Below are 17,729 nucleotides of genomic sequence, written 5' to 3'. Positions count from 1 at the left end.
TAAAATAGTAAAAAATCTGCCAGTTTCGCCTGGCAGATGATTTGTTGATAGGGGGTAGGAAATGACCTTATTAAGTATTGCAATTCCTAGCTATAATGCGCAAGAATATCTACATTACTGTGTAGGATCACTGGTCGTTGGTGGCGATCAGGTGGAAATATTGATTATCAATGATGGCTCAAGCGACCGCACGCAAGAAATCGCAGAAGAGCTGGCAGCTAAGTATGCGAATGTCCGTGCGATTTATCAGGAAAATAAGGGCCACGGTGGCGCGGTCAATACCGGTATTCGAGAAGCTAAGGGGCGTTATTTCAAAGTGGTTGATAGTGACGACTGGGTGGATGCGAGAGCCTATCTCAAAATTCTTGAAACCTTGGCAAACTTAGACAGTCAAGGACAGACAGTCGATGCCTTCATCTCGAATTTCGTTTATGAAAAAGAAGGGCAATCTCGGAAAAAAAGCATGAATTACCAGAATGTCCTGCCAACCGACCGCGTCTTCACTTGGGACGATGTCGGTGCCTTTTCAAAGGGGCAGTACATGATGATGCACTCGCTCATCTATCGGACCGAGTTATTGAGAGAAGTAGGCTTGGTCTTACCAGAGCATACCTTTTATGTGGACAATATTTTCGTCTTTACACCACTCCAAGCAGTTGAGACCATGTATTATCTGCCGGTTGATTTTTACCGTTACTTTATCGGGCGAAATGACCAGTCGGTCAATGAATCCGTCATGATTAAGCGGATTGACCAGCAGCTTAAGGTCAATCGAATCTTGGTCGATAGTCTGGACTTGGATGCGATTCATCATCCAGATTTGCGCAGCTATTTGCTCAACCATGTCGAAATTACAACGATTATCTCGTGTGCCCTACTCAATCGAGGGGGAACAGCTGAACACATGATGAAAAAGCAGGAATTGTGGCACTATATTCAGGAACAGAATCCAGCCCTCTTCAAGATTGTACGTAGTGGGTTGCTGGGACAATTGACCAACTTATACGGTTACCCAGGACGGAAGATTTCAAATGCTGTCTACAAGATTGCAAAGAGTATTTACGGTTTTAATTGATAGGAGACAATCATGCAGGAATTAGGAACGACTGGCTTAGAGGTACCACGGATTGCCTTGGGCTGTATGCGCATGGCACATTTAGAGGACCAGGAAGCGCAGGCAGTTGTCAAAACGGCTTTGGAGCAAGGTATTACTTTTTTTGACCATGCCGACATTTATGGTGGCGGTGAGTCAGAACGTCGTTTTGCGACCGCTGTCAAGGACTTAGGAATTGGGCGTGAGCATCTGATGATCCAATCCAAGTGCGGTATTCGCAAGGGCTATTTTGATTTTTCAAAAGAGCATATTCTAGCTTCTGTAGATGGGATTTTATCGCGCTTAAAGACGGATTATCTCGATGTGCTAGCCCTGCATCGTCCCGATGCCCTAATGGAGCCAGAAGAGGTTGCAGAAGCCTTTGCCCACTTGAAAAAAGCTGGTAAGGTTCGTTATTTTGGTGTCAGCAATCAAAATGCCTACCAGATTGAGTTGCTGCAGTCCTATTTGGCAGCCCCATTGGTGGTCAATCAGTTGCAGTTTTCGCCTGCTCATACACCGCTGATTGATGCGGGGCTTCATGTCAATATGAAAGAAGAAGCTGCAACAGTCCGAGACGGAAGTGTCTTAGATTATTGCAGATTGAAAAACATCACTATTCAAGCTTGGTCGCCATTTTTAATTGATTTGCAAAAAGGAATTTTTGTCGATCATCCAAACTATGCGCTGCTGAATCAGACTATTGAGCGCTTAGCGAGTCAATACCATGTTTCACGTGAAGCAATCATTGTTGCGTGGATTATGCGTCATCCAGCCAAGATTCAGACCATTGTAGGGTCGATGAATCCAGAACGGCTCGCAAAGATTGCAGAAGCAGAAAAAGTGAACCTCACGCGACCAGAATGGTACGAGATTTACACGAGTGCGGGAAATAGTCTGCCATAAGAAGGTGATAAAAAGGAAGCGAGGCCAAGATTCTTAGCTCCTTTTCTATTTAGCAAGGATTTTCGAGAAAATTTACTCGAATTGTTCCCGCTTTGCCTGCTTTTATGATAGAATAGGTAGGTATAAAACCAAGAATAGGTGGAGTGCAGGGGTGGTCATGTTCACTTCGGTTGTCCAGACTAAGGGAGAGAGGAAACTATGAAACGTTCGATGTATGCCGGACGTGTTCGGAAGGAACACATCGGTCAAGCAATTACTTTGAAAGGTTGGGTTGGTCGCCGTCGTGACTTGGGAGGCTTGATTTTTATTGATTTGCGTGATCGCGAAGGAATCATGCAGTTGGTCATCAATCCTGAGACGGTATCAGGTGATGTGATGGCACAAGCTGAAAAGGTGCGTAGCGAGTTTGTCCTTGAAGTGACTGGCCAAGTTGTAGCCCGTGAACAGGCAAACCTTGCTTTACCAACAGGAGATGTCGAGTTACAAGTGTCTAACTTGACCATTTTAAATACAGCTAAAACAACACCGTTTGAAATCAAAGACGGCATTGAAGCAAGTGACGATACGCGTCTTCGTTACCGTTATTTGGACTTGCGTCGTCCTGAGATGTTGGCAAACTTTAAATTGCGGGCTGCGGTAACGCACAGCATTCGTAACTATCTGGACGAACTGGAGTTTATTGATGTTGAAACACCGATGTTGACCAAGTCTACGCCAGAGGGTGCGCGTGATTACTTGGTGCCAAGTCGTATCAACAAGGGACATTTTTATGCTCTTCCACAAAGTCCACAGATTACCAAGCAATTGTTGATGAATGCTGGATTTGACCGCTACTATCAAATCGTGAAATGCTTCCGCGATGAAGACCTGCGGGGGGATCGTCAACCTGAGTTTACTCAAGTTGACTTAGAAACCTCTTTCTTATCTGAACAAGAAATTCAAGACCTAGTGGAAGGTTTGCTTGCGCGTGTCATGAAAGAAACTAAGGGAATCGAAGTCAGTCTGCCATTTCCTAGAATGAGTTATGACCATGCCATGAATGCTTATGGTAGTGATAAGCCGGACACCCGTTTTGAAATGTTGTTACAAGACTTGACAGAAGTTGTCAAGGAAGTTGACTTCAAAGTCTTTTCAGAAGCAGTGGCCGTCAAAGCTATTGTCGTTAAAGGTGCAGCAGATAGCTACTCACGTAAAGATATTGATAAATTAACCGATTATGCCAAACAATTCGGTGCAAAAGGTCTAGCTTGGATCAAAGTTGCAAATGGAGAGTTGGCTGGTCCGATCGCCAAGTTCTTGACAACTATTGCAGATAAGTTGACAGAACGTTTACAGTTGGTTGACAATGATTTGGTCTTGTTTGTCGCTGATGGGCTAGAAGTAGCCAACAATACACTCGGAGCACTTCGGACTCGTCTTGCTAAGGAACAGGGCTTGATTGATGAAAGCAAGTTTAACTTCTTGTGGATTGTGGATTGGCCGATGTTTGAATGGTCAGAAGAAGAAAATCGTTTCATGAGTGCCCACCATCCATTTACACTTCCGACAGAAGAGTCTGCCCATCATTTAGAGAGTGATTTGGCAAGTGTTCGTGCCGTTGCTTATGATATCGTCTTAAATGGTTACGAGTTGGGCGGAGGAAGCCTGCGGATTAACCAAAAAGAGATGCAAGAGCGCATGTTTAAAGCACTTGGTTTTAGTGCTGAACAGGCTCATGAACAATTCGGTTTCCTGTTGGAAGCGATGGACTATGGTTTCCCGCCACATGGTGGTCTTGCGATTGGCTTGGATCGCTTAGCCATGCTTCTAGCAGGTAAGGACAACATTCGTGAAGTCATTGCCTTTCCTAAGAATAACAAGGCCAGTGATCCGATGACCCAAGCTCCAAGCACAGTAGCTGATAGCCAATTAGAAGAATTAGCACTTCATATCCAAACAACCAATGAATAGGTATTTTAGAAAACTTCGGATTCAATTTCTGAGAAAGGCGAGACGCAATCGCTTTTGGTCTGTGATTTCAAGCGTTTCAAGAGAGCGCTATGCAGAGCGTATCTCAGGCTCTATTATCTACGGGATTTTATCCAGTATAGCCGTCAATTTCTTTTTTCAGCCGGGAAATGTCTACTCTTCAGGGGTGACAGGAATTGCGCAGATTGTGTCTGCGGTCTCTGTGACCTACTGGGGGGTTGAAATTCCTCTTGCGCTGGTCTACTACGGGTTGAACGTTCCCTTGCTCATCATCGCCTGGTACAAGATAGGTAATAAATTTACCATTTTCACCTTTATTACGGTTACATTCAGCTCTTTCTTTATTCAATTTATGCCCCATATTATCTTGACGACAGACCCCTTGGTCAATGCGATTTTTGGGGGCCTGATGCTAGGAACTGGAATTGGATTTGCCCTTCGTAACAATGTGTCAAGCGGTGGTACGGACATCGTTAGTATCTTGATTCGGAAAAAGACGGGACGTCAGGTCGGTAGTATTTCCTTGATTGTCAATGTTTTGATTATGCTAGTTGCAGGTGTTACCTTCGGTTGGAAATATGCCCTCTATTCGATGATTGCTCTCTTTGTCTGCAGCCAGATGACGGATGTGATTTATGTCAAGCAAAAGCGTATGCAGGCGATGATTATCACCAGTCATCCCAATCGTGTCATCAAGATGATTCAAAAGAAATTGCACCGCGGAGTGACCATCATCAACGGTGTAGAAGGAGCCTATAATCACGAACAAAAGACCGTCCTGATTACCATTATTACACGGGCTGAGTTCAATGATTTAAAGGCCATTATGAAGAAAACAGACAAGACGGCCTTCGTCTCTGTTGCGGATAATGTGACCATTATCGGACGATTTGTCGAGGCGGATGAATAGCCCCTCTGACGTGTAGGATTAGATTGACAAACACAACATATAGATATATAATGGTTTATATATCTATATGTTGTGTTTTTTTGTTAGGGGAAGAGATGAAAAAAGTATACCTTGTTTATATCAGCCTAAGTGGCAATACCGAGAGTTTTGTCAAACGCTTGACGACCTTTTTACAGTTTCAGTCGGATTTGCAGGTGGAGCAGGTCCATGTCAAGGATTTGGTCAAGCAGGACATTCCTTTTTATGAACTGGACGCTCCTTTTGTGGCCTTTTTGCCGACCTACTTAGAGGGTGGCAATGGCGTGGACAATGGCGATGTCGAGATTTTGACAACTCCTTTGGGAGATTTTATTGCTCATGGCAGCAATGTGGAGATGTGTCTCGGTGTCGTTGGTTCTGGCAATCGTAATTTCAACAACCAATATTGCCTAACAGCCAAGCAATACGCAGAACGTTTCAGCTTTCCAGTACTTGATAATTTTGAACTCCGCGGTCTCAATAATGACGTTGAGCGAGTTGGGAAAAAGATTATGGACTTGATGGCAATGTTTGTTGACTAGAAACAGAGCTCTCACTATAAGAAAAAAGTTCTAATCAGTTGAGTGTAAACTGGTTAGAACTTTTTCTTTAATTCTCTTTTAAAATACACATACTCTGACCAGCAATCGTCATCTGATTGCTGTCTTCTAGCATTGGTGGGAAGGTAAAGCGGACGGTTTGGTTCGCTTCTTTTTCATAGGTAAAATCACTAGTTGAGAAATTGATGATAAACTGAATCTTTTCATCTCTGGAGGTGATTGTATAGCGTAGGACATACTCTGTCAGCCAATAGAAATCAAACGTTTCCTGAATCGCGTCATAATCACTCTGGCTCAATATAGGGTGTTCCTTACGGAAGGCAATCAACTCGCGGATAAACTGGACATGCTCACGGTAGCGGAGCGCCCGCGTCCAATCGAGGCGATTGATACTGTCTGGGATATTGTAGGTATTGTCGATTTCGTCCTTGGTGCGGAAAAATTCTTGTCCGCTGTGGAGAAAGGCCATTCCTTGGGAAATCAGAATCAGCTGGAGCCCAAAGCTGGCTGCGCGTTTCTGCTGATGCGGTGTCCAGTCAGGATTTTCGATGTGGAAATAATCAAAGGCCGTTGCATTGTCATGGCATTCAATGTAGTTGACAGACTGGGCTGGACTGAGGAAGTGGCTGAATCGGCTTCCTGTTAGTAGATGTTGAATCTTCTCATGAAGCTGTTTGTCCACTAAGCGCTTCGGATTCAGCAGGATTTTCTTAAAGGTATCGCGGTAGTCATCGTTGAAAAAGGCTAGTGTCGGCAGTTTTTCAGCATTGTATTGGTGGGCAAGTTGGTCAAATTCAAGACCTGTTGCCATCTTCCAGCCCTCACCGTACAAGTAGATATTTTCATGGAGTGCACGAAGCTCTGCTTCAATTTGGTTCATGGTTTCCACATCAAGAATCCCCATCAGGTCAAAGCGGAAGCCATCAAATCCATAGAGGTTGGTCCATTGGCGGAGGGATTGCTTGATGTAGTTGCGGACCATACTGCGTTCGCTTGCGACATCATTTCCACAGAAGGTACCGTCTGTGCGGAGGCTGTTTTCCTGATAACGATAGAAATAGCCAGGGACAATGCGCTCAAAGGCGTACTCTTCAGCGTGGTAGACGTGGTTGTAGACAACGTCCATAATCACGCTAATATCCGCATCATGGTAGGCTTGGATAGCAGTCTGCAATTCGCAAATCCGTGCATAAGGATCGTCTGGATTGCTGGCAAAAGAACCTTCAGGGACATTGTACTGCACAGGGTCATAGCCCCAGTTATACACAGCCTGTGGATAATTCTCATCAACACTACCGAAATCATAGAGAGGCATGAGTTGGATATGGGTCACACCGAGTTCTTTGATGTAGTCCATGCCGAGGGTCATGTCTTCTAATTGAGGGGATTCTATCAAGCCAAGGAATTGCCCAGCGTGCTGGAAATTCGCAGCGGCTTGTTGTGAGAAGTCACGGACACTCATTTCATAGATGATGGCTTGTGCGGGTGGGAGCTGTGTACTTGCGCGACGAGGAGTTGCGAGCTTTTCTAGATTGATGACGTAGCTGTCACCTGCGTTCGTTTTTGAGGACAGGGCATAGGGATCGTGGACCGAGAGCCATTCTCCATTGACCTTGTGGAGGTAGTGGTAGCTAGATCCGTCAAAGTCACCCGCTACCGTCACCTGCCAGACACCTTTTTCCTGCTTTTTCATAGCGTATGGGGTACTGTCAAGGACCAGAAAGACTGCTTTTGAAATGGGCGCCCAGAGTTTGAACTGGGTTTCAGTCGGGCTGTAGTGGGGGCCTAAGTCTTGTCCGTCGTAGGTAAAGGTCTGCTCAAAGAGGCTTGAGCGGACAATCTGTCCGTAGGCTAGTTCAGTTTTGTTTCGGTCCTGATCGTAAATGGTATAAGCGCCTATCAAACTGAGCGGATGAAGGCTAGCGAGTTGGTAGGTCACCGTCTGATTTTCTTCAGTGCGGTTGTGGATAACCAGCTCTTCATCGCCATTGCTTGAGGCAATGTGAAAGGTCATATCTGGATGATCGAAGCGTTTTTCAAGAAGAATGCGAATCGTTGCCTCATCATCAAGATAGGCTTTAAATTGTCGTAAGGCCATGAGCCAATGGCTCCTTTCTTAAAGTTCAGTAATCGTGTGTGGAATCACACGGCGATAGCAAATCTGCTTATCTTCCTTGCTATCATTGATAATTTGCAAAAGAGTGTCGCAGGCGACACGCCCTAGTTGGATGGCATGAACATCCACGTAGGCATCGATTGAAAGTTTCGGCTTGACAGAGTCAAAGGAAATAATCGGAAGATGTACGTTGATTTCATTGAGGTAGTGCAGAATGCCTTCTGCCACCATGGTATCGGTCGTGACAATAGCATCTGGTTCTTGCTTCATGAGTTTTTTCATGAGTTTATAACTGCTGTCTTCTAAGAGGAAACCAGAGCTAAATTTGACCTTGCTGTCATCAAGTGGGATATTGTAGGCTTTAAGAGCTTTCTTATAGCCTTTATAGCGGTCTTGAGACACGACCAGTTCTTTATTTCCGGCTACAAAAGCGAGATTCTGATACCCTTTTTGGATGAAGTAGCTGGTTGCTTCAAAGGCTGCCTGAATATTGTCATTATCGACTAGTGAGATAAAAGGTGATGCGGCCTTTCCCAAAATGAGAAATGGGAACTTGTGTTGAATGGCTAGTTGCACCAGCGGATCATCTGGTTTAGAGTAGAGGAAAATCAAGCCATCTACCCGTCTGCCATAGACCATTTGAGAAATGGCTTCCAGCCGCTGTTCTTCATCTTTTCCTGTGCTGATTTGAATGGCATAATTGTGGTCAGCTGCCACCTGCGAGATCCCCCGCAAAGCAGTTGGAAAGAAGGGATTTTGATAGAAAATATCTGAATCATCTGGTAAAACGAGGCCGATGACCTGGGTATAACTGCTGACCAGGCTACGGGCATTGAGATTGGGATGGTAGTTGAGTTCTGCCATGGCCTTGCGGACACTATCTTTGGTCTTTTGGCTAATAGCAGAGCTGTTTTGAATCACACGAGTGACAGTTGAGGGGGAAACCCCTGCTAGTTTTGCAACATCTTTAATCGTAGCACGCATACAAACCTCCTAAGCATAATCCCGAAATTTTGTTGTGAAAAAGACCCACAGTAAGACCAGAACAAATAAGATATTTTGCACGGTCATCACCGTTGTCACCGTTTGGCCAAATAGACCGACAAAGCAAGCCACAATCGTTGGCAAACCGAGACAGTTGAGGACTAGATTGTAACACTCTTTGACCGACTGGAGATGAAAGAGTGTTGATTTTTTCGTGAGATACAGAAAGAAGGTCGCTCCAAGGACAATAAAGAGCAGATTTGCCCCCAAGAGAAGAGCGGAAATGAGGGTGATGGTCAGGCTAATCGGCAGACGGTTCTGCTGATACCAAGCCTGTGAAATCGTAGCGGTTAAGGCCTGTTTATCCCTAAAGCTACTTGCTTCAAAACCGTGATAGGACAGTTCAACAAGGGTTGTGTCGCCCTTACGAATGGTCAGCTTGTCAGTGGCAAATTGATAGGTAAAACCAGCCCCTTGAGGCATTTCTTTTCCGAACCTTACGTCTGGATAGCGGGCCGCTCCTGTGTAGGTCAATCGTCCATCGGCAAACTGATGGTGCTCCGCCAAGTCTGCTACTATCTGCTCCGTTAAAGGGGCATAAATCCCATCGATGAAGTTCTCTAGCGGGTAAGTGCGCAATTGCACGGTCTGCAAAGACGAGGGAATGACCAAGAGAGCAATCAGAAAGACCGTTGTAAACAGACGTTGCCAGAGGGTCATGGAATGCCGATTGGCAAACATTTTTTGCGGTTTGACAATGCTTGAAAAATAAGAAAAGGGGTAAGGTAACATGGGTGTCCTCATTTCTATCGTTCTTCGGTTTTTATTCTGTCGTTCAGTCGTCTTGTGTTTGTTTCTAGTGCCTAGTCGTTTCTTCAATCTTGAATATCATGCTATCACTTCGTACCCACAAGAAAAGGTGGGACAAAAGATTATCCCTTGTCACCACCACTCGTTAAACCAGATACAAAGTTCTTTTGGAGGAAGAAGAATAAGGTACAGATTGGCAAAGCAATGAGAATTGCCCCAGCTGCGAAGTATGCGATTTTCAAATTTTTCGCATCGCTGACAAAGGTCTGTAGACCAACGGCAACAGTATAGTATTCTTTTTCACGAAGCAAGAACTTAGATAAGATGTAATCGCCAAACGGTCCCATAAACGCCCAGAGTGCTTGTACCGCAATCATCGGACGAACGAGAGGAAGAACGATTTGCCAGAAACGTCTGAAGTGTCCAGCACCGTCTAGTTTTGCAGATTCATCAAGAGAGATTGGCACCGTATCAAAGTAGCCTTTCATCAACCAAGCGTTCATCGGGATTCCTCCACCGACATAAAGGAAGATGAGGAACCAGCTTTGGTTGAGCGCATTGAGCATCAAGGCCATCACGAAGAAAGCTGTAAGGGCAGCCATGGTCGGCACCATTTGGATAATCAAGAAGAAGACCAAACTTTGTTTACGAGCGAGGAAATTATAACGGCTGTAAGCGTATCCTGCTAGTACCACTATACTGGTTTGGACCACCATTGTCAAGAGGGCGATAATCAAGGTATTGAGGTACCAAGTGCCGTAGAGGGTTTCGCTGAAAAGTTTGCTGAAATTCTCGAGGGTAAAGTTGATATTTCCATCCAACTTGAAAGCCACGACGTTCCCTGATTTGAAGGCAGAAGTAATGGTAATCAAGAGCGGATAGATGATGACGATAGACAAGACAATCAAGTAGAGATAGGTCAAGGTCTGGCTGAGGCGACGTTTAAATTTTACGGAAAGTTTCATCTTATACATCCTCCATTTCAAACGCATTTAATTTCTTGAAGGCAATCATGGAGATACTGATGACAATCATGGAAATAATCAAGGTCACGGCTGCCGCCATAGAGTATTGAGGAGATGTTCCTGTGGTCAATTTATAAATCCATGAAATCAAGATGTCGGTTGAACCAGCACCTCCGCCAACACTACCAGGTCCACCGTTGTTAAAGAGGTAGATGATGGAGAAGTTGTTGAAGTTGAAGGTGTACTGACTGATGAGGGTTGGCGCAGCAACTGCCAAAATCATTGGGAAGGTGATGCTGCGGAATTTCTGCCAAGGACTAGCACCATCGATATAGGCTGCTTCGTACAAATCGTTTGGAATGGATTGCAAAATCCCCAAGGTCAATACGTAGATATAAGGGAAACCAAGCCAAGCCTGCATCATAATCAGAGCGACTTTTGTCCAGAAAGGATCTGTTTTCCATGGAATGAGGAAGTTGTCGATGAACGGCAAGAACTTACTCAAGAATGGGAGTACCTGCGTATTGATGGCACCGACACTATCGTTGAACATATTACTAAAGGTCAAGATGGTCACGAAAGCAGGAACTGCCCAAGGAAGCAGGAAGATCACACCGAAGATGCGTTTTCCTTTGATGAAAGGTTGGTTGGCAACAATCGCGGTTAAAATACCAATGACAATCTGCGCAGTTGAAGCACACAGGGCCCAGATAATGGTCCATGACAAGACAGAACCAAAGGCACTGCGGAAGGTGCTCAATTGCCAGATATTAGAAAAGTTGGCTAGACCGACCCAGTCCAACAAGGCACCTGGTGGTAAATGTTGGAAGTCGTAGTTGGTAAAGGCAATCAAGAGCGTTACCACAACAGGGAAGATAATCGCAAAGGTCATAGCGATATAAGATGGAATAATCAAGAGATAGGGGAAACCATTCTCATAGATATTTTGAAACATGCCCTTTAGTGTTGTAGTGACAGGAATGCCGCTATTCCAACGTTTTGCGGTATCTTTTGCGTCTTTCAAATTCAAGACATAAAAGAAGAGATATACCGCAATAATGATGAGGTGGAAGGAACCACGAATCAGCATAAAGAGGGAATTATCACGCCCACGCTGGCTTCCAAGTGTGATAAGATTGGCAATTTCCCCCGAAGCAATGGTGACTAAGTAAAGGAGAAAAGCAATTGTTACACCGAGGAAAATAAAGCCTTTTGCCTTTTGTTTGTTATAGATTTGTCCAAGACCTGGAATCAAGGACAAGAGCAGGGCTTTACTAGGGTTTTGTTGGGACATCCTAAAATTTCCTTTCTAGTAAGCGATACACTAGAAACAGCAGGATAAACACGTATAGTGCTGTCTGATACTGCTGTTTCTTGAGTATAAGATTTGAATAAAAGAGGTTGGGATCAAAGTTCCCGACCTCGTTCATGTTATAACTTGAACAGGTTGACGTAGGAGTTGTCTTACGTTTCATCCGTCAGTCTGTTTATTGGCCGTATTTTTGTGAGATAGTATCTTCAATCAATTTCACAGCATCATTTGCAGCTGTTTTAGCATCTTTTTTACCGCTTGCAGCTTCAAAGAGCATGTTTGCAGCTGGTTCCCAAACGGTACTCATTTCAGAGATGTTTGGAAGTGGTTGTGCAGCAGCGAATTGGGCAACAACGGCACTTGTCAACTCATCGTTTTTGCCGACTGCATATTCACGAGCTTCTGTATTTGCAGGAACTTCGTTTGTCATGTCGTACAAGGCTTTTTGTTGGTCAGTTGCTGTCAAGTGGTCTACAAATTTTTGTGCCATGTCAGGGTTTTGTGATCCAACTGGGATAACCCATGCTTTACCACCACCGAATGCTTGGTACTCTTTACCATTTGGAAGAGTTGGAATCGTTGCGACACCGTAGTTCACTTTTGCTTCTTTGTAAGAAGCTGCTTGCCATGGTCCATCGATAATAGCTGCAGTTTTACCTTCAGTGAATTGGGTCTTAATCAAGTTTGCAGCAGCAGACGTGTCTTGAAGACCTTGAGGCCATTGACCGTACCATGTTTTCGCGTATTCAATCGCTTTGACGGCACCTTCGTTGTTCAATCCGATGTCTTTTGGATTGGTACCATTGTCACCAAAGACATAACCGCCGTATCCAGCAAGGAGTCCGTAAGTGTAGTAGAAGTTTGTCCAGTCAGCAAGGAATGCACTTGTCTTACCGTTTTCTCCCTCAAAGGCATATTTGCTGTCTTTTGCCATTGCTTCTAGGTCAGCAAATGTTTTTGGAGCTTCTTTGATGAGGTCTTTGTTGTAGTAAAGAACGAGTGTTTCAATAACGGCTGGTGAACCGTAGACTTTTCCACCGTTTGTTACCAACGCTTTGGTTGTGTCTTCTGTCATGCTGGTTTCAGCGAGTTTGACTTCTGACAATTGACCTTCTGAACCGAGGCTACCAACACGGTCGTATGGTGCCATCATAACGTCAGGAGCTGAACCTGATTGGTTGTCAAGAGAAAGGTTATCAAGTCCTGCAAGAGCATCACCTGTTTTGACAGTAACTTTGACACCGTTGTCTTCTTCGAATTTCTTAGCTACTGACTCAATGTACTCTTTGTATCCTTGGTCAACATAGACTGTCAATGATTTTCCATCAGCAGATGAATCATTAGAAGCTGATTTATTTGAAGAACAAGCCGCAAGGACGCTTGTTGTAGCAGCAAGAAGAGCAACGCTCTTGATCAATTTGTGTTTCATATTATCCCCTCCAAGAATAATTATAATATGGTGAGAAACGTCTACGAATAACGCAAACGTTTGCTTTTCGAAACTATTATATCGCAAAATGAATGCGTTTGCAAGTCTTTTGTTTGAAATTTTTTTAAAAAATTTTCTCACTACCCAATATTTAGTCAATCAGCATAAAAACATAGAAAAAACATAGATTCTTGTCAAATAGGACTTGATTTGTTAGCGCTAACATTATATAATGTGAACAAGGTGAACAAGCAAACGTTTGCTCGAATATGAGGCGAACAAGGACTACATTTACAAAAGGAGTGAACATTATGAAAGAACGGCAAAGCGGAGTCTTGCTCCACGTCTCCTCATTACCAGGAAAATACGGGATTGGAACCTTTGGCCAGTCGGCCTATGATTTTGTGGATTTTTTGGTCAGGACCAAGCAACGTTATTGGCAGATTTTACCTCTGGGCACCACGAGTTATGGGGATTCTCCCTATCAGTCCTTCTCAGCCTTTGCTGGAAATACCCATTTTATTGATTTCGATCGATTGATAGAGGAGGGCTGGCTAGAAGCGCATGAAGTAGAAGGCATTGATTTTGGAGAGAATCCGACAGAGGTCGATTATGCCAAGATTTTCTATGGTCGCCGCCCTGTCTTAGAAAAGATTGTTGCTCGCATGAAAGCACAGGGCTTGCCAGCAGACTATCAGGCCTTCCTAGAAGCACAGGCTTCTTGGTTGGATAATTTTGCGGAATACATGGCGATTAAGGAACATTTTGGGCTCAAAGCATGGACAGAATGGGAAGACGATGCCATTCGCAGAAGAGAACCAGCAGCCCTTGCCGCTTATCGTGAGCAGTTGGCAGAGCAAATTGACTACCACCGCCTGACCCAGTATCTTTTCTTCCGTCAATGGCGCGCTCTAAAAACCTATGCCAACGACCGTGGCATTGAGATTGTTGGGGATATGCCGATTTATATCGCAGCCGATTCGTCTGATATGTGGGCCAACCCACAATTCTTTAAGACGGATGAAGAGGGACGGCCAAGCGTGGTTGCAGGTTGCCCGCCAGATGCCTTTTCAGAGATCGGTCAATTGTGGGGCAATCCAATTTATGACTGGGATGCCATGAAAGCAGACGGTTTTTCTTGGTGGATTGCACGCTTGCGTGAGAGCTTTAAGCTCTACGATATGGTGCGGATTGACCACTTTATCGGATTCGCCTCTTTCTGGGAAATTCCAGCAGGAGAGACAACGGCTGTCAATGGCTACCGTGTCGAAGCACCAGGCTTTGAATTGTTTGCAGCCATCAAGGAAGCCTTGGGAGATCTAAACATCATCGCAGAAGACTTGGGTTCTGTGACTGACAAGGTGATTGAGTTGCGCGAAACGACAGGCTTCCCGGGTATGAAAGTCTTGCAATTTGCCTTTGACCCTTATGGAGACAGTATTGAGATTCCTCACAACCACCGCCGAAATGTCGTTGCCTACACAGGAACGCATGATAATAGCACCATTCGTGGCTGGTATGAAAAGGAAGTGAGCGATGAAGCCAAGGCCTATTTAGATGCTTACAGCAATCGTCGTCCTGAGGAGTCTGTCAACCATGCCATGCTCCGTATGCTATTTGGTTCAGTTGCCTTTATGGCCGTTGCGACCATGCAGGACTTGCTCGAATTGGATGGTTCAGCACGGATGAACCTGCCAAATACACTAGGTGGAAACTGGACATGGCGCATGACAGCCGACCAACTAACCCCAGAAGTTGAAACCAACCTGCTTGACTTGACGACTACCTACCGCCGCCAGAATGTGAAACAGTAGACATCAGGAAAACAAACAGAGAGAGCGCTTGATATTTTTTCAAAAAATCGATTGACAAGCCAAAAATAAAGGAGTATAATTGGTTGTAACAAAACAATCATACAAAGGGGATGTATTATGAAAAAACCAATTCATTTATATATTTTGGCAGTGTTGTCAATGATTTCTACTTTGATTAAAGTATGGACAACATTCTTTCTCAAATTTGAAGAAGAAAAAATGGGTGCAATCTTTGATCCTGCAACAGTAAGTGCCCTAAAAACAGCTTTCGCATTTGAGACGAATCTAGTGAACAAGGCTATCGTTATCATCTTGTTTGTACTTCTGATTGCAACCATTGTCTTTCTTTTCCAAAAGAAAAACGAGCTTGCTTCCTATAGCTATATTGCCTATCTCTTTGGCACACTCTTACGTTCAACCTATTTTTACATTGGGGAACACGTTTTAAGCCAGTATATCACTGCTATCGTCCTCTTTTCGATCTTCTTTGGTTTGACCGTCTTCTTCTTGGTTCGCAAACCAAAAGAAAAACCATCTATGGAACAGACAGCAACGGATATTTAAATAAAGTAAAACTCCTTGGATTTCCAAGGAGTTTATTGTTTACATCTTCTCGGGTGCTTCAACGCCGAGGAGGCGGAGTGCTTCTTTGAGAACAAGGCCTGTTGCGTAAGCCAAAGCGAGGCGGCTGTCACGTTCAGGACTTTCATCGAGAATGCGGGTGTGTGCATAGTATTTGTTAAAGGCTTGGGCAAGGTGAATCGCGTACTTGGCAATCAAGGACGGATCGTACTTGTCTGCTGCTTTTTCAATGACGTTTGCGAAGTTTTGGAGATGTTTGATAATCTCCCAGCTTTCAGCATCAGTCAACTGATACTGATTGTCTACTGCTGGCGTGAAGTTGCCTTTGCGAAGAATGGATTGAATCCGTGCGTAAGCATATTGGACGTAAGGACCCGTCTCACCTTCAAAGGATACCATAGCTTCCAAGTCAAAATCATAGCCGTTTTCGCGGTCTGTTTTGAGATCAAAGAATTTCACAGCACCGACTCCGACCGCTTCTGCGACTGCTTCTTTGTTTTCCAAATTAGGATTTTTTTCCTCGATTTGAGAGAGGGCACGAGAGACGGCTTCGTCAAGGGTTGGTTCTAAGAGGATGATATTTCCTTTACGAGTAGACAATTTTTTCTTGTCTTTTGTCACCAAACCAAAGGCGATGTGGAGCATATCATCGCTCCAGTCAAAGCCCATTTCCTTGAGAACAGCTTTCAACTGTTTGAAGTGGTTGGCTTGTTCTTGCCCCACGACGTAGATATTTTTGACGAAGTTGTACTGTTCTTTACGGTAAAGGGCTGTTGCAATATCACGTGTAATGTAGAGGGTTGCACCGTCTGATTTCATGATGAGGGCTGGTGGGAGATTGTAGTCTTCAAGGTCGACAATCATAGCACCTTTTGATTCTTGCAGGAGATTTTTTTCCTTGAGAATCTCAATTCCCTTATCCATCTTATCATTGTAGAAAGCTTCGCCTTGGATATAGTCAAAGTTGATGTTTAACTTGTCATAGATGCGGTTAAATTCAACCAAACTTTCATCACGGAACCATTGCCAGAGTTCAAGGGCTTCTGCGTCACCGTCTTCTAATTTCTTAAACCATTTGCGTCCTTCTTCATCTAGTTCAGGATTTTCATCAGCTTCGGCATTGATGCGGACATAGAGCTTGAGCAATTCGGAAATCGGATTGGCTTCAACAGTAGCTTTATCACCCCATAGCTTGTAGGCAACGATTAAGAGACCAAACTGCTTGCCCCAGTCGCCCAAATGGTTGATACGAAGCGCCTTGTAGCCCATTTTTTCATAGATATTGGCAAGGGCATCTCCGATAACCGTAGAACGCAAGTGACCAACTGAGAAGGGTTTTGCGATGTTGGGACTAGACATGTCAATCGTGATGTTTTGTCCTTCACCACGTTTTTGTTGTCCATATTGCTCTTTTTCTTCGATGACTTGAGTCAAGGTTGCATGTGAAATAGCCGCCTTGTCTAGGAAAAAGTTGACATAAGGACCAGTTGCTACGACTTTTTCAAACCCGTTAGTGTCAAGTTTTTCAACGATGTCAGCTGCAATGGCTTGAGGCGCCTTGCGCTCGAATTTTGCTAATGAAAAAGCTGGGAAAGCAATATCTCCCATTTCAGATGATTTTGGTTTTTCTAATAGTGCGTAAATAGCTTCTAAATCGAGACTAGGAATGGCAGTTGCGAGTTTTTCAGCAACAAGCATTTTTTGATTCATAATAAACCTCCAGAGTTATTCATTCTATTTTAACATATTTCTGCTTTTACGCATGAGAAAACGGCTAAATTTTGTTATAATATTCATAATTATACAGTTAGAGGTAGACGAGTGAATAAAGCAGAACGACAACAGTTAATTCAAATCATGATTCGTCAAGAAAAGATTCGGACCCAGGCAGAAATCAAGCAGGGACTTGAACGGCACGGGGTTTCCGTGACCCAGACCACCTTGTCGCGGGACTTGCGAGAATTGGGGCTTGTAAAAATGCACGAAAATGGCAGTTCCTACTATAGCTTGCCAGCAAATGAAGAAGAAATGGCTTTTAGCCAGTTATTAGCCCAGTACGCCTATAAGGTAGAACGAGCAAGTTTCATTTTAGTGCTTCATTCAGAATTAGGAGAAGCAGCTTTAATGGCCAATATCATTGATATTGAAAAGCCTACGACCATTTTGGGGACCTTAGCAGGGGCAGATACCTTATTGGTCATCTGTCGTGATGAAGAGGCGGCCAAGCAGGTTGAAGCGGAAATCAATTCTTATTTAGACTGA

14 protein-coding genes and 1 pseudogene are annotated in these 17,729 nt (G+C 44.2%); 8 read left to right on the top strand and 7 right to left on the bottom strand.

The annotated features are described in order from the left end of the window. The first annotated feature begins 61 nt into the window (after positions 1 to 61). From E4T82_RS06065 to nrdI, 5 genes and pseudogenes are all read left to right on the top strand, one after another. Positions 62 to 1,075: a glycosyltransferase family 2 protein gene (locus E4T82_RS06065; RefSeq protein WP_135181968.1), complete on the top strand. Its 1,014-nt coding sequence runs from the start codon at positions 62 to 64 to the stop codon at positions 1,073 to 1,075. A gap of 12 nt (positions 1,076 to 1,087) precedes the next feature. Beyond that, the gene (locus E4T82_RS06060; protein WP_135181967.1) at positions 1,088 to 1,999 is read left to right on the top strand and encodes an aldo/keto reductase; all 912 of its coding nucleotides are present in this window, start codon (positions 1,088 to 1,090) and stop codon (positions 1,997 to 1,999) included. Between the two features lie 198 nt (positions 2,000 to 2,197). After that, a complete protein-coding gene (gene aspS, locus E4T82_RS06055; RefSeq protein WP_135181966.1) occupies positions 2,198 to 3,949 on the top strand; it encodes an aspartate--tRNA ligase in 1,752 nt (583 codons plus the stop codon). A gap of 61 nt (positions 3,950 to 4,010) precedes the next feature. Further along, positions 4,011 to 4,877, top strand: a pseudogene (locus tag E4T82_RS06050) (YitT family protein); the annotation flags it as partial. 95 nt (positions 4,878 to 4,972) lie between these two features. After that, positions 4,973 to 5,437: a class Ib ribonucleoside-diphosphate reductase assembly flavoprotein NrdI gene (nrdI, locus tag E4T82_RS06045; protein ID WP_135181964.1), complete on the top strand. Its 465-nt coding sequence runs from the start codon at positions 4,973 to 4,975 to the stop codon at positions 5,435 to 5,437. 67 nt (positions 5,438 to 5,504) lie between these two features. On the opposite strand, the gene pulA is transcribed toward nrdI, so the two are convergent. From pulA to E4T82_RS06015, 6 genes are all read right to left on the bottom strand, one after another. Continuing rightward, positions 5,505 to 7,553: a type I pullulanase gene (pulA, locus tag E4T82_RS06040; protein ID WP_135181963.1), complete on the bottom strand. Its 2,049-nt coding sequence runs from the start codon at positions 7,551 to 7,553 to the stop codon at positions 5,505 to 5,507. An 18-nt stretch (positions 7,554 to 7,571) separates the two neighbouring features. Further along, entirely contained in the window at positions 7,572 to 8,555 is a 984-nt protein-coding gene (locus tag E4T82_RS06035; protein ID WP_135181962.1) for a LacI family DNA-binding transcriptional regulator, read from the bottom strand. A gap of 9 nt (positions 8,556 to 8,564) precedes the next feature. Then, a complete protein-coding gene (locus E4T82_RS06030) occupies positions 8,565 to 9,359 on the bottom strand; it encodes a hypothetical protein (protein ID WP_228065075.1) in 795 nt (264 codons plus the stop codon). A gap of 128 nt (positions 9,360 to 9,487) precedes the next feature. Next, a complete protein-coding gene (locus E4T82_RS06025; protein ID WP_075105145.1) occupies positions 9,488 to 10,330 on the bottom strand; it encodes a sugar ABC transporter permease in 843 nt (280 codons plus the stop codon). Position 10,331: 1 nt separating this feature from the next. After that, positions 10,332 to 11,624 (bottom strand): carbohydrate ABC transporter permease, encoded by a 1,293-nt coding sequence (locus E4T82_RS06020; RefSeq protein ID WP_135181961.1) that lies wholly within the window; start codon positions 11,622 to 11,624, stop codon positions 10,332 to 10,334. A 193-nt stretch (positions 11,625 to 11,817) separates the two neighbouring features. Then, positions 11,818 to 13,071 carry an extracellular solute-binding protein gene (locus tag E4T82_RS06015; protein WP_135181960.1) on the bottom strand — a complete coding sequence of 418 codons (1,254 nt, stop codon included), beginning with the start codon at positions 13,069 to 13,071 and terminating at the stop codon, positions 11,818 to 11,820. Between the two features lie 269 nt (positions 13,072 to 13,340). Here E4T82_RS06015 and malQ point away from each other — a divergent pair, with 269 nt between their 5' ends. Further along, the gene (gene malQ / locus E4T82_RS06010) at positions 13,341 to 14,885 is read left to right on the top strand and encodes a 4-alpha-glucanotransferase (RefSeq protein WP_135181959.1); all 1,545 of its coding nucleotides are present in this window, start codon (positions 13,341 to 13,343) and stop codon (positions 14,883 to 14,885) included. A 117-nt stretch (positions 14,886 to 15,002) separates the two neighbouring features. Continuing rightward, entirely contained in the window at positions 15,003 to 15,449 is a 447-nt protein-coding gene (locus tag E4T82_RS06005) for a hypothetical protein (RefSeq protein WP_135181958.1), read from the top strand. Between the two features lie 39 nt (positions 15,450 to 15,488). Here E4T82_RS06005 and argS read toward each other — a convergent pair whose 3' ends face one another. Further along, entirely contained in the window at positions 15,489 to 17,177 is a 1,689-nt protein-coding gene (gene argS / locus E4T82_RS06000; protein WP_135181957.1) for an arginine--tRNA ligase, read from the bottom strand. A 111-nt stretch (positions 17,178 to 17,288) separates the two neighbouring features. On the opposite strand from argS, the gene argR reads away from it, so the two are divergent. Next, positions 17,289 to 17,729 (top strand): arginine repressor, encoded by a 441-nt coding sequence (gene argR, locus E4T82_RS05995; protein ID WP_135181956.1) that lies wholly within the window; start codon positions 17,289 to 17,291, stop codon positions 17,727 to 17,729.

This window comes from Streptococcus cuniculi (assembly GCF_004570575.1).
GTDB lineage: Bacteria > Bacillota > Bacilli > Lactobacillales > Streptococcaceae > Streptococcus > Streptococcus cuniculi_A.
This window is presented reverse-complemented; position numbering and strand designations above follow the sequence as displayed.

Bases quoted from the DNA above. Each gene is read 5' to 3' on its own strand.
- E4T82_RS06065 (WP_135181968.1), top strand. From the start codon at position 62: ATGACCTTATTAAGTATTGCAATTCCTAGCTATAATGCGCAAGAATAT.
- E4T82_RS06060 (WP_135181967.1), top strand. From the start codon at position 1,088: ATGCAGGAATTAGGAACGACTGGCTTAGAGGTACCACGGATTGCCTTG.
- aspS (WP_135181966.1), top strand. From the start codon at position 2,198: ATGAAACGTTCGATGTATGCCGGACGTGTTCGGAAGGAACACATCGGT.
- nrdI (WP_135181964.1), top strand. From the start codon at position 4,973: ATGAAAAAAGTATACCTTGTTTATATCAGCCTAAGTGGCAATACCGAG.
- pulA (WP_135181963.1), bottom strand. From the start codon at position 7,553: ATGGCCTTACGACAATTTAAAGCCTATCTTGATGATGAGGCAACGATT.
- E4T82_RS06035 (WP_135181962.1), bottom strand. From the start codon at position 8,555: ATGCGTGCTACGATTAAAGATGTTGCAAAACTAGCAGGGGTTTCCCCC.
- E4T82_RS06030 (WP_228065075.1), bottom strand. From the start codon at position 9,359: ATGAGGACACCCATGTTACCTTACCCCTTTTCTTATTTTTCAAGCATT.
- E4T82_RS06025 (WP_075105145.1), bottom strand. From the start codon at position 10,330: ATGAAACTTTCCGTAAAATTTAAACGTCGCCTCAGCCAGACCTTGACC.
- E4T82_RS06020 (WP_135181961.1), bottom strand. From the start codon at position 11,624: ATGTCCCAACAAAACCCTAGTAAAGCCCTGCTCTTGTCCTTGATTCCA.
- E4T82_RS06015 (WP_135181960.1), bottom strand. From the start codon at position 13,071: ATGAAACACAAATTGATCAAGAGCGTTGCTCTTCTTGCTGCTACAACA.
- malQ (WP_135181959.1), top strand. From the start codon at position 13,341: ATGAGGCGAACAAGGACTACATTTACAAAAGGAGTGAACATTATGAAA.
- E4T82_RS06005 (WP_135181958.1), top strand. From the start codon at position 15,003: ATGAAAAAACCAATTCATTTATATATTTTGGCAGTGTTGTCAATGATT.
- argS (WP_135181957.1), bottom strand. From the start codon at position 17,177: ATGAATCAAAAAATGCTTGTTGCTGAAAAACTCGCAACTGCCATTCCT.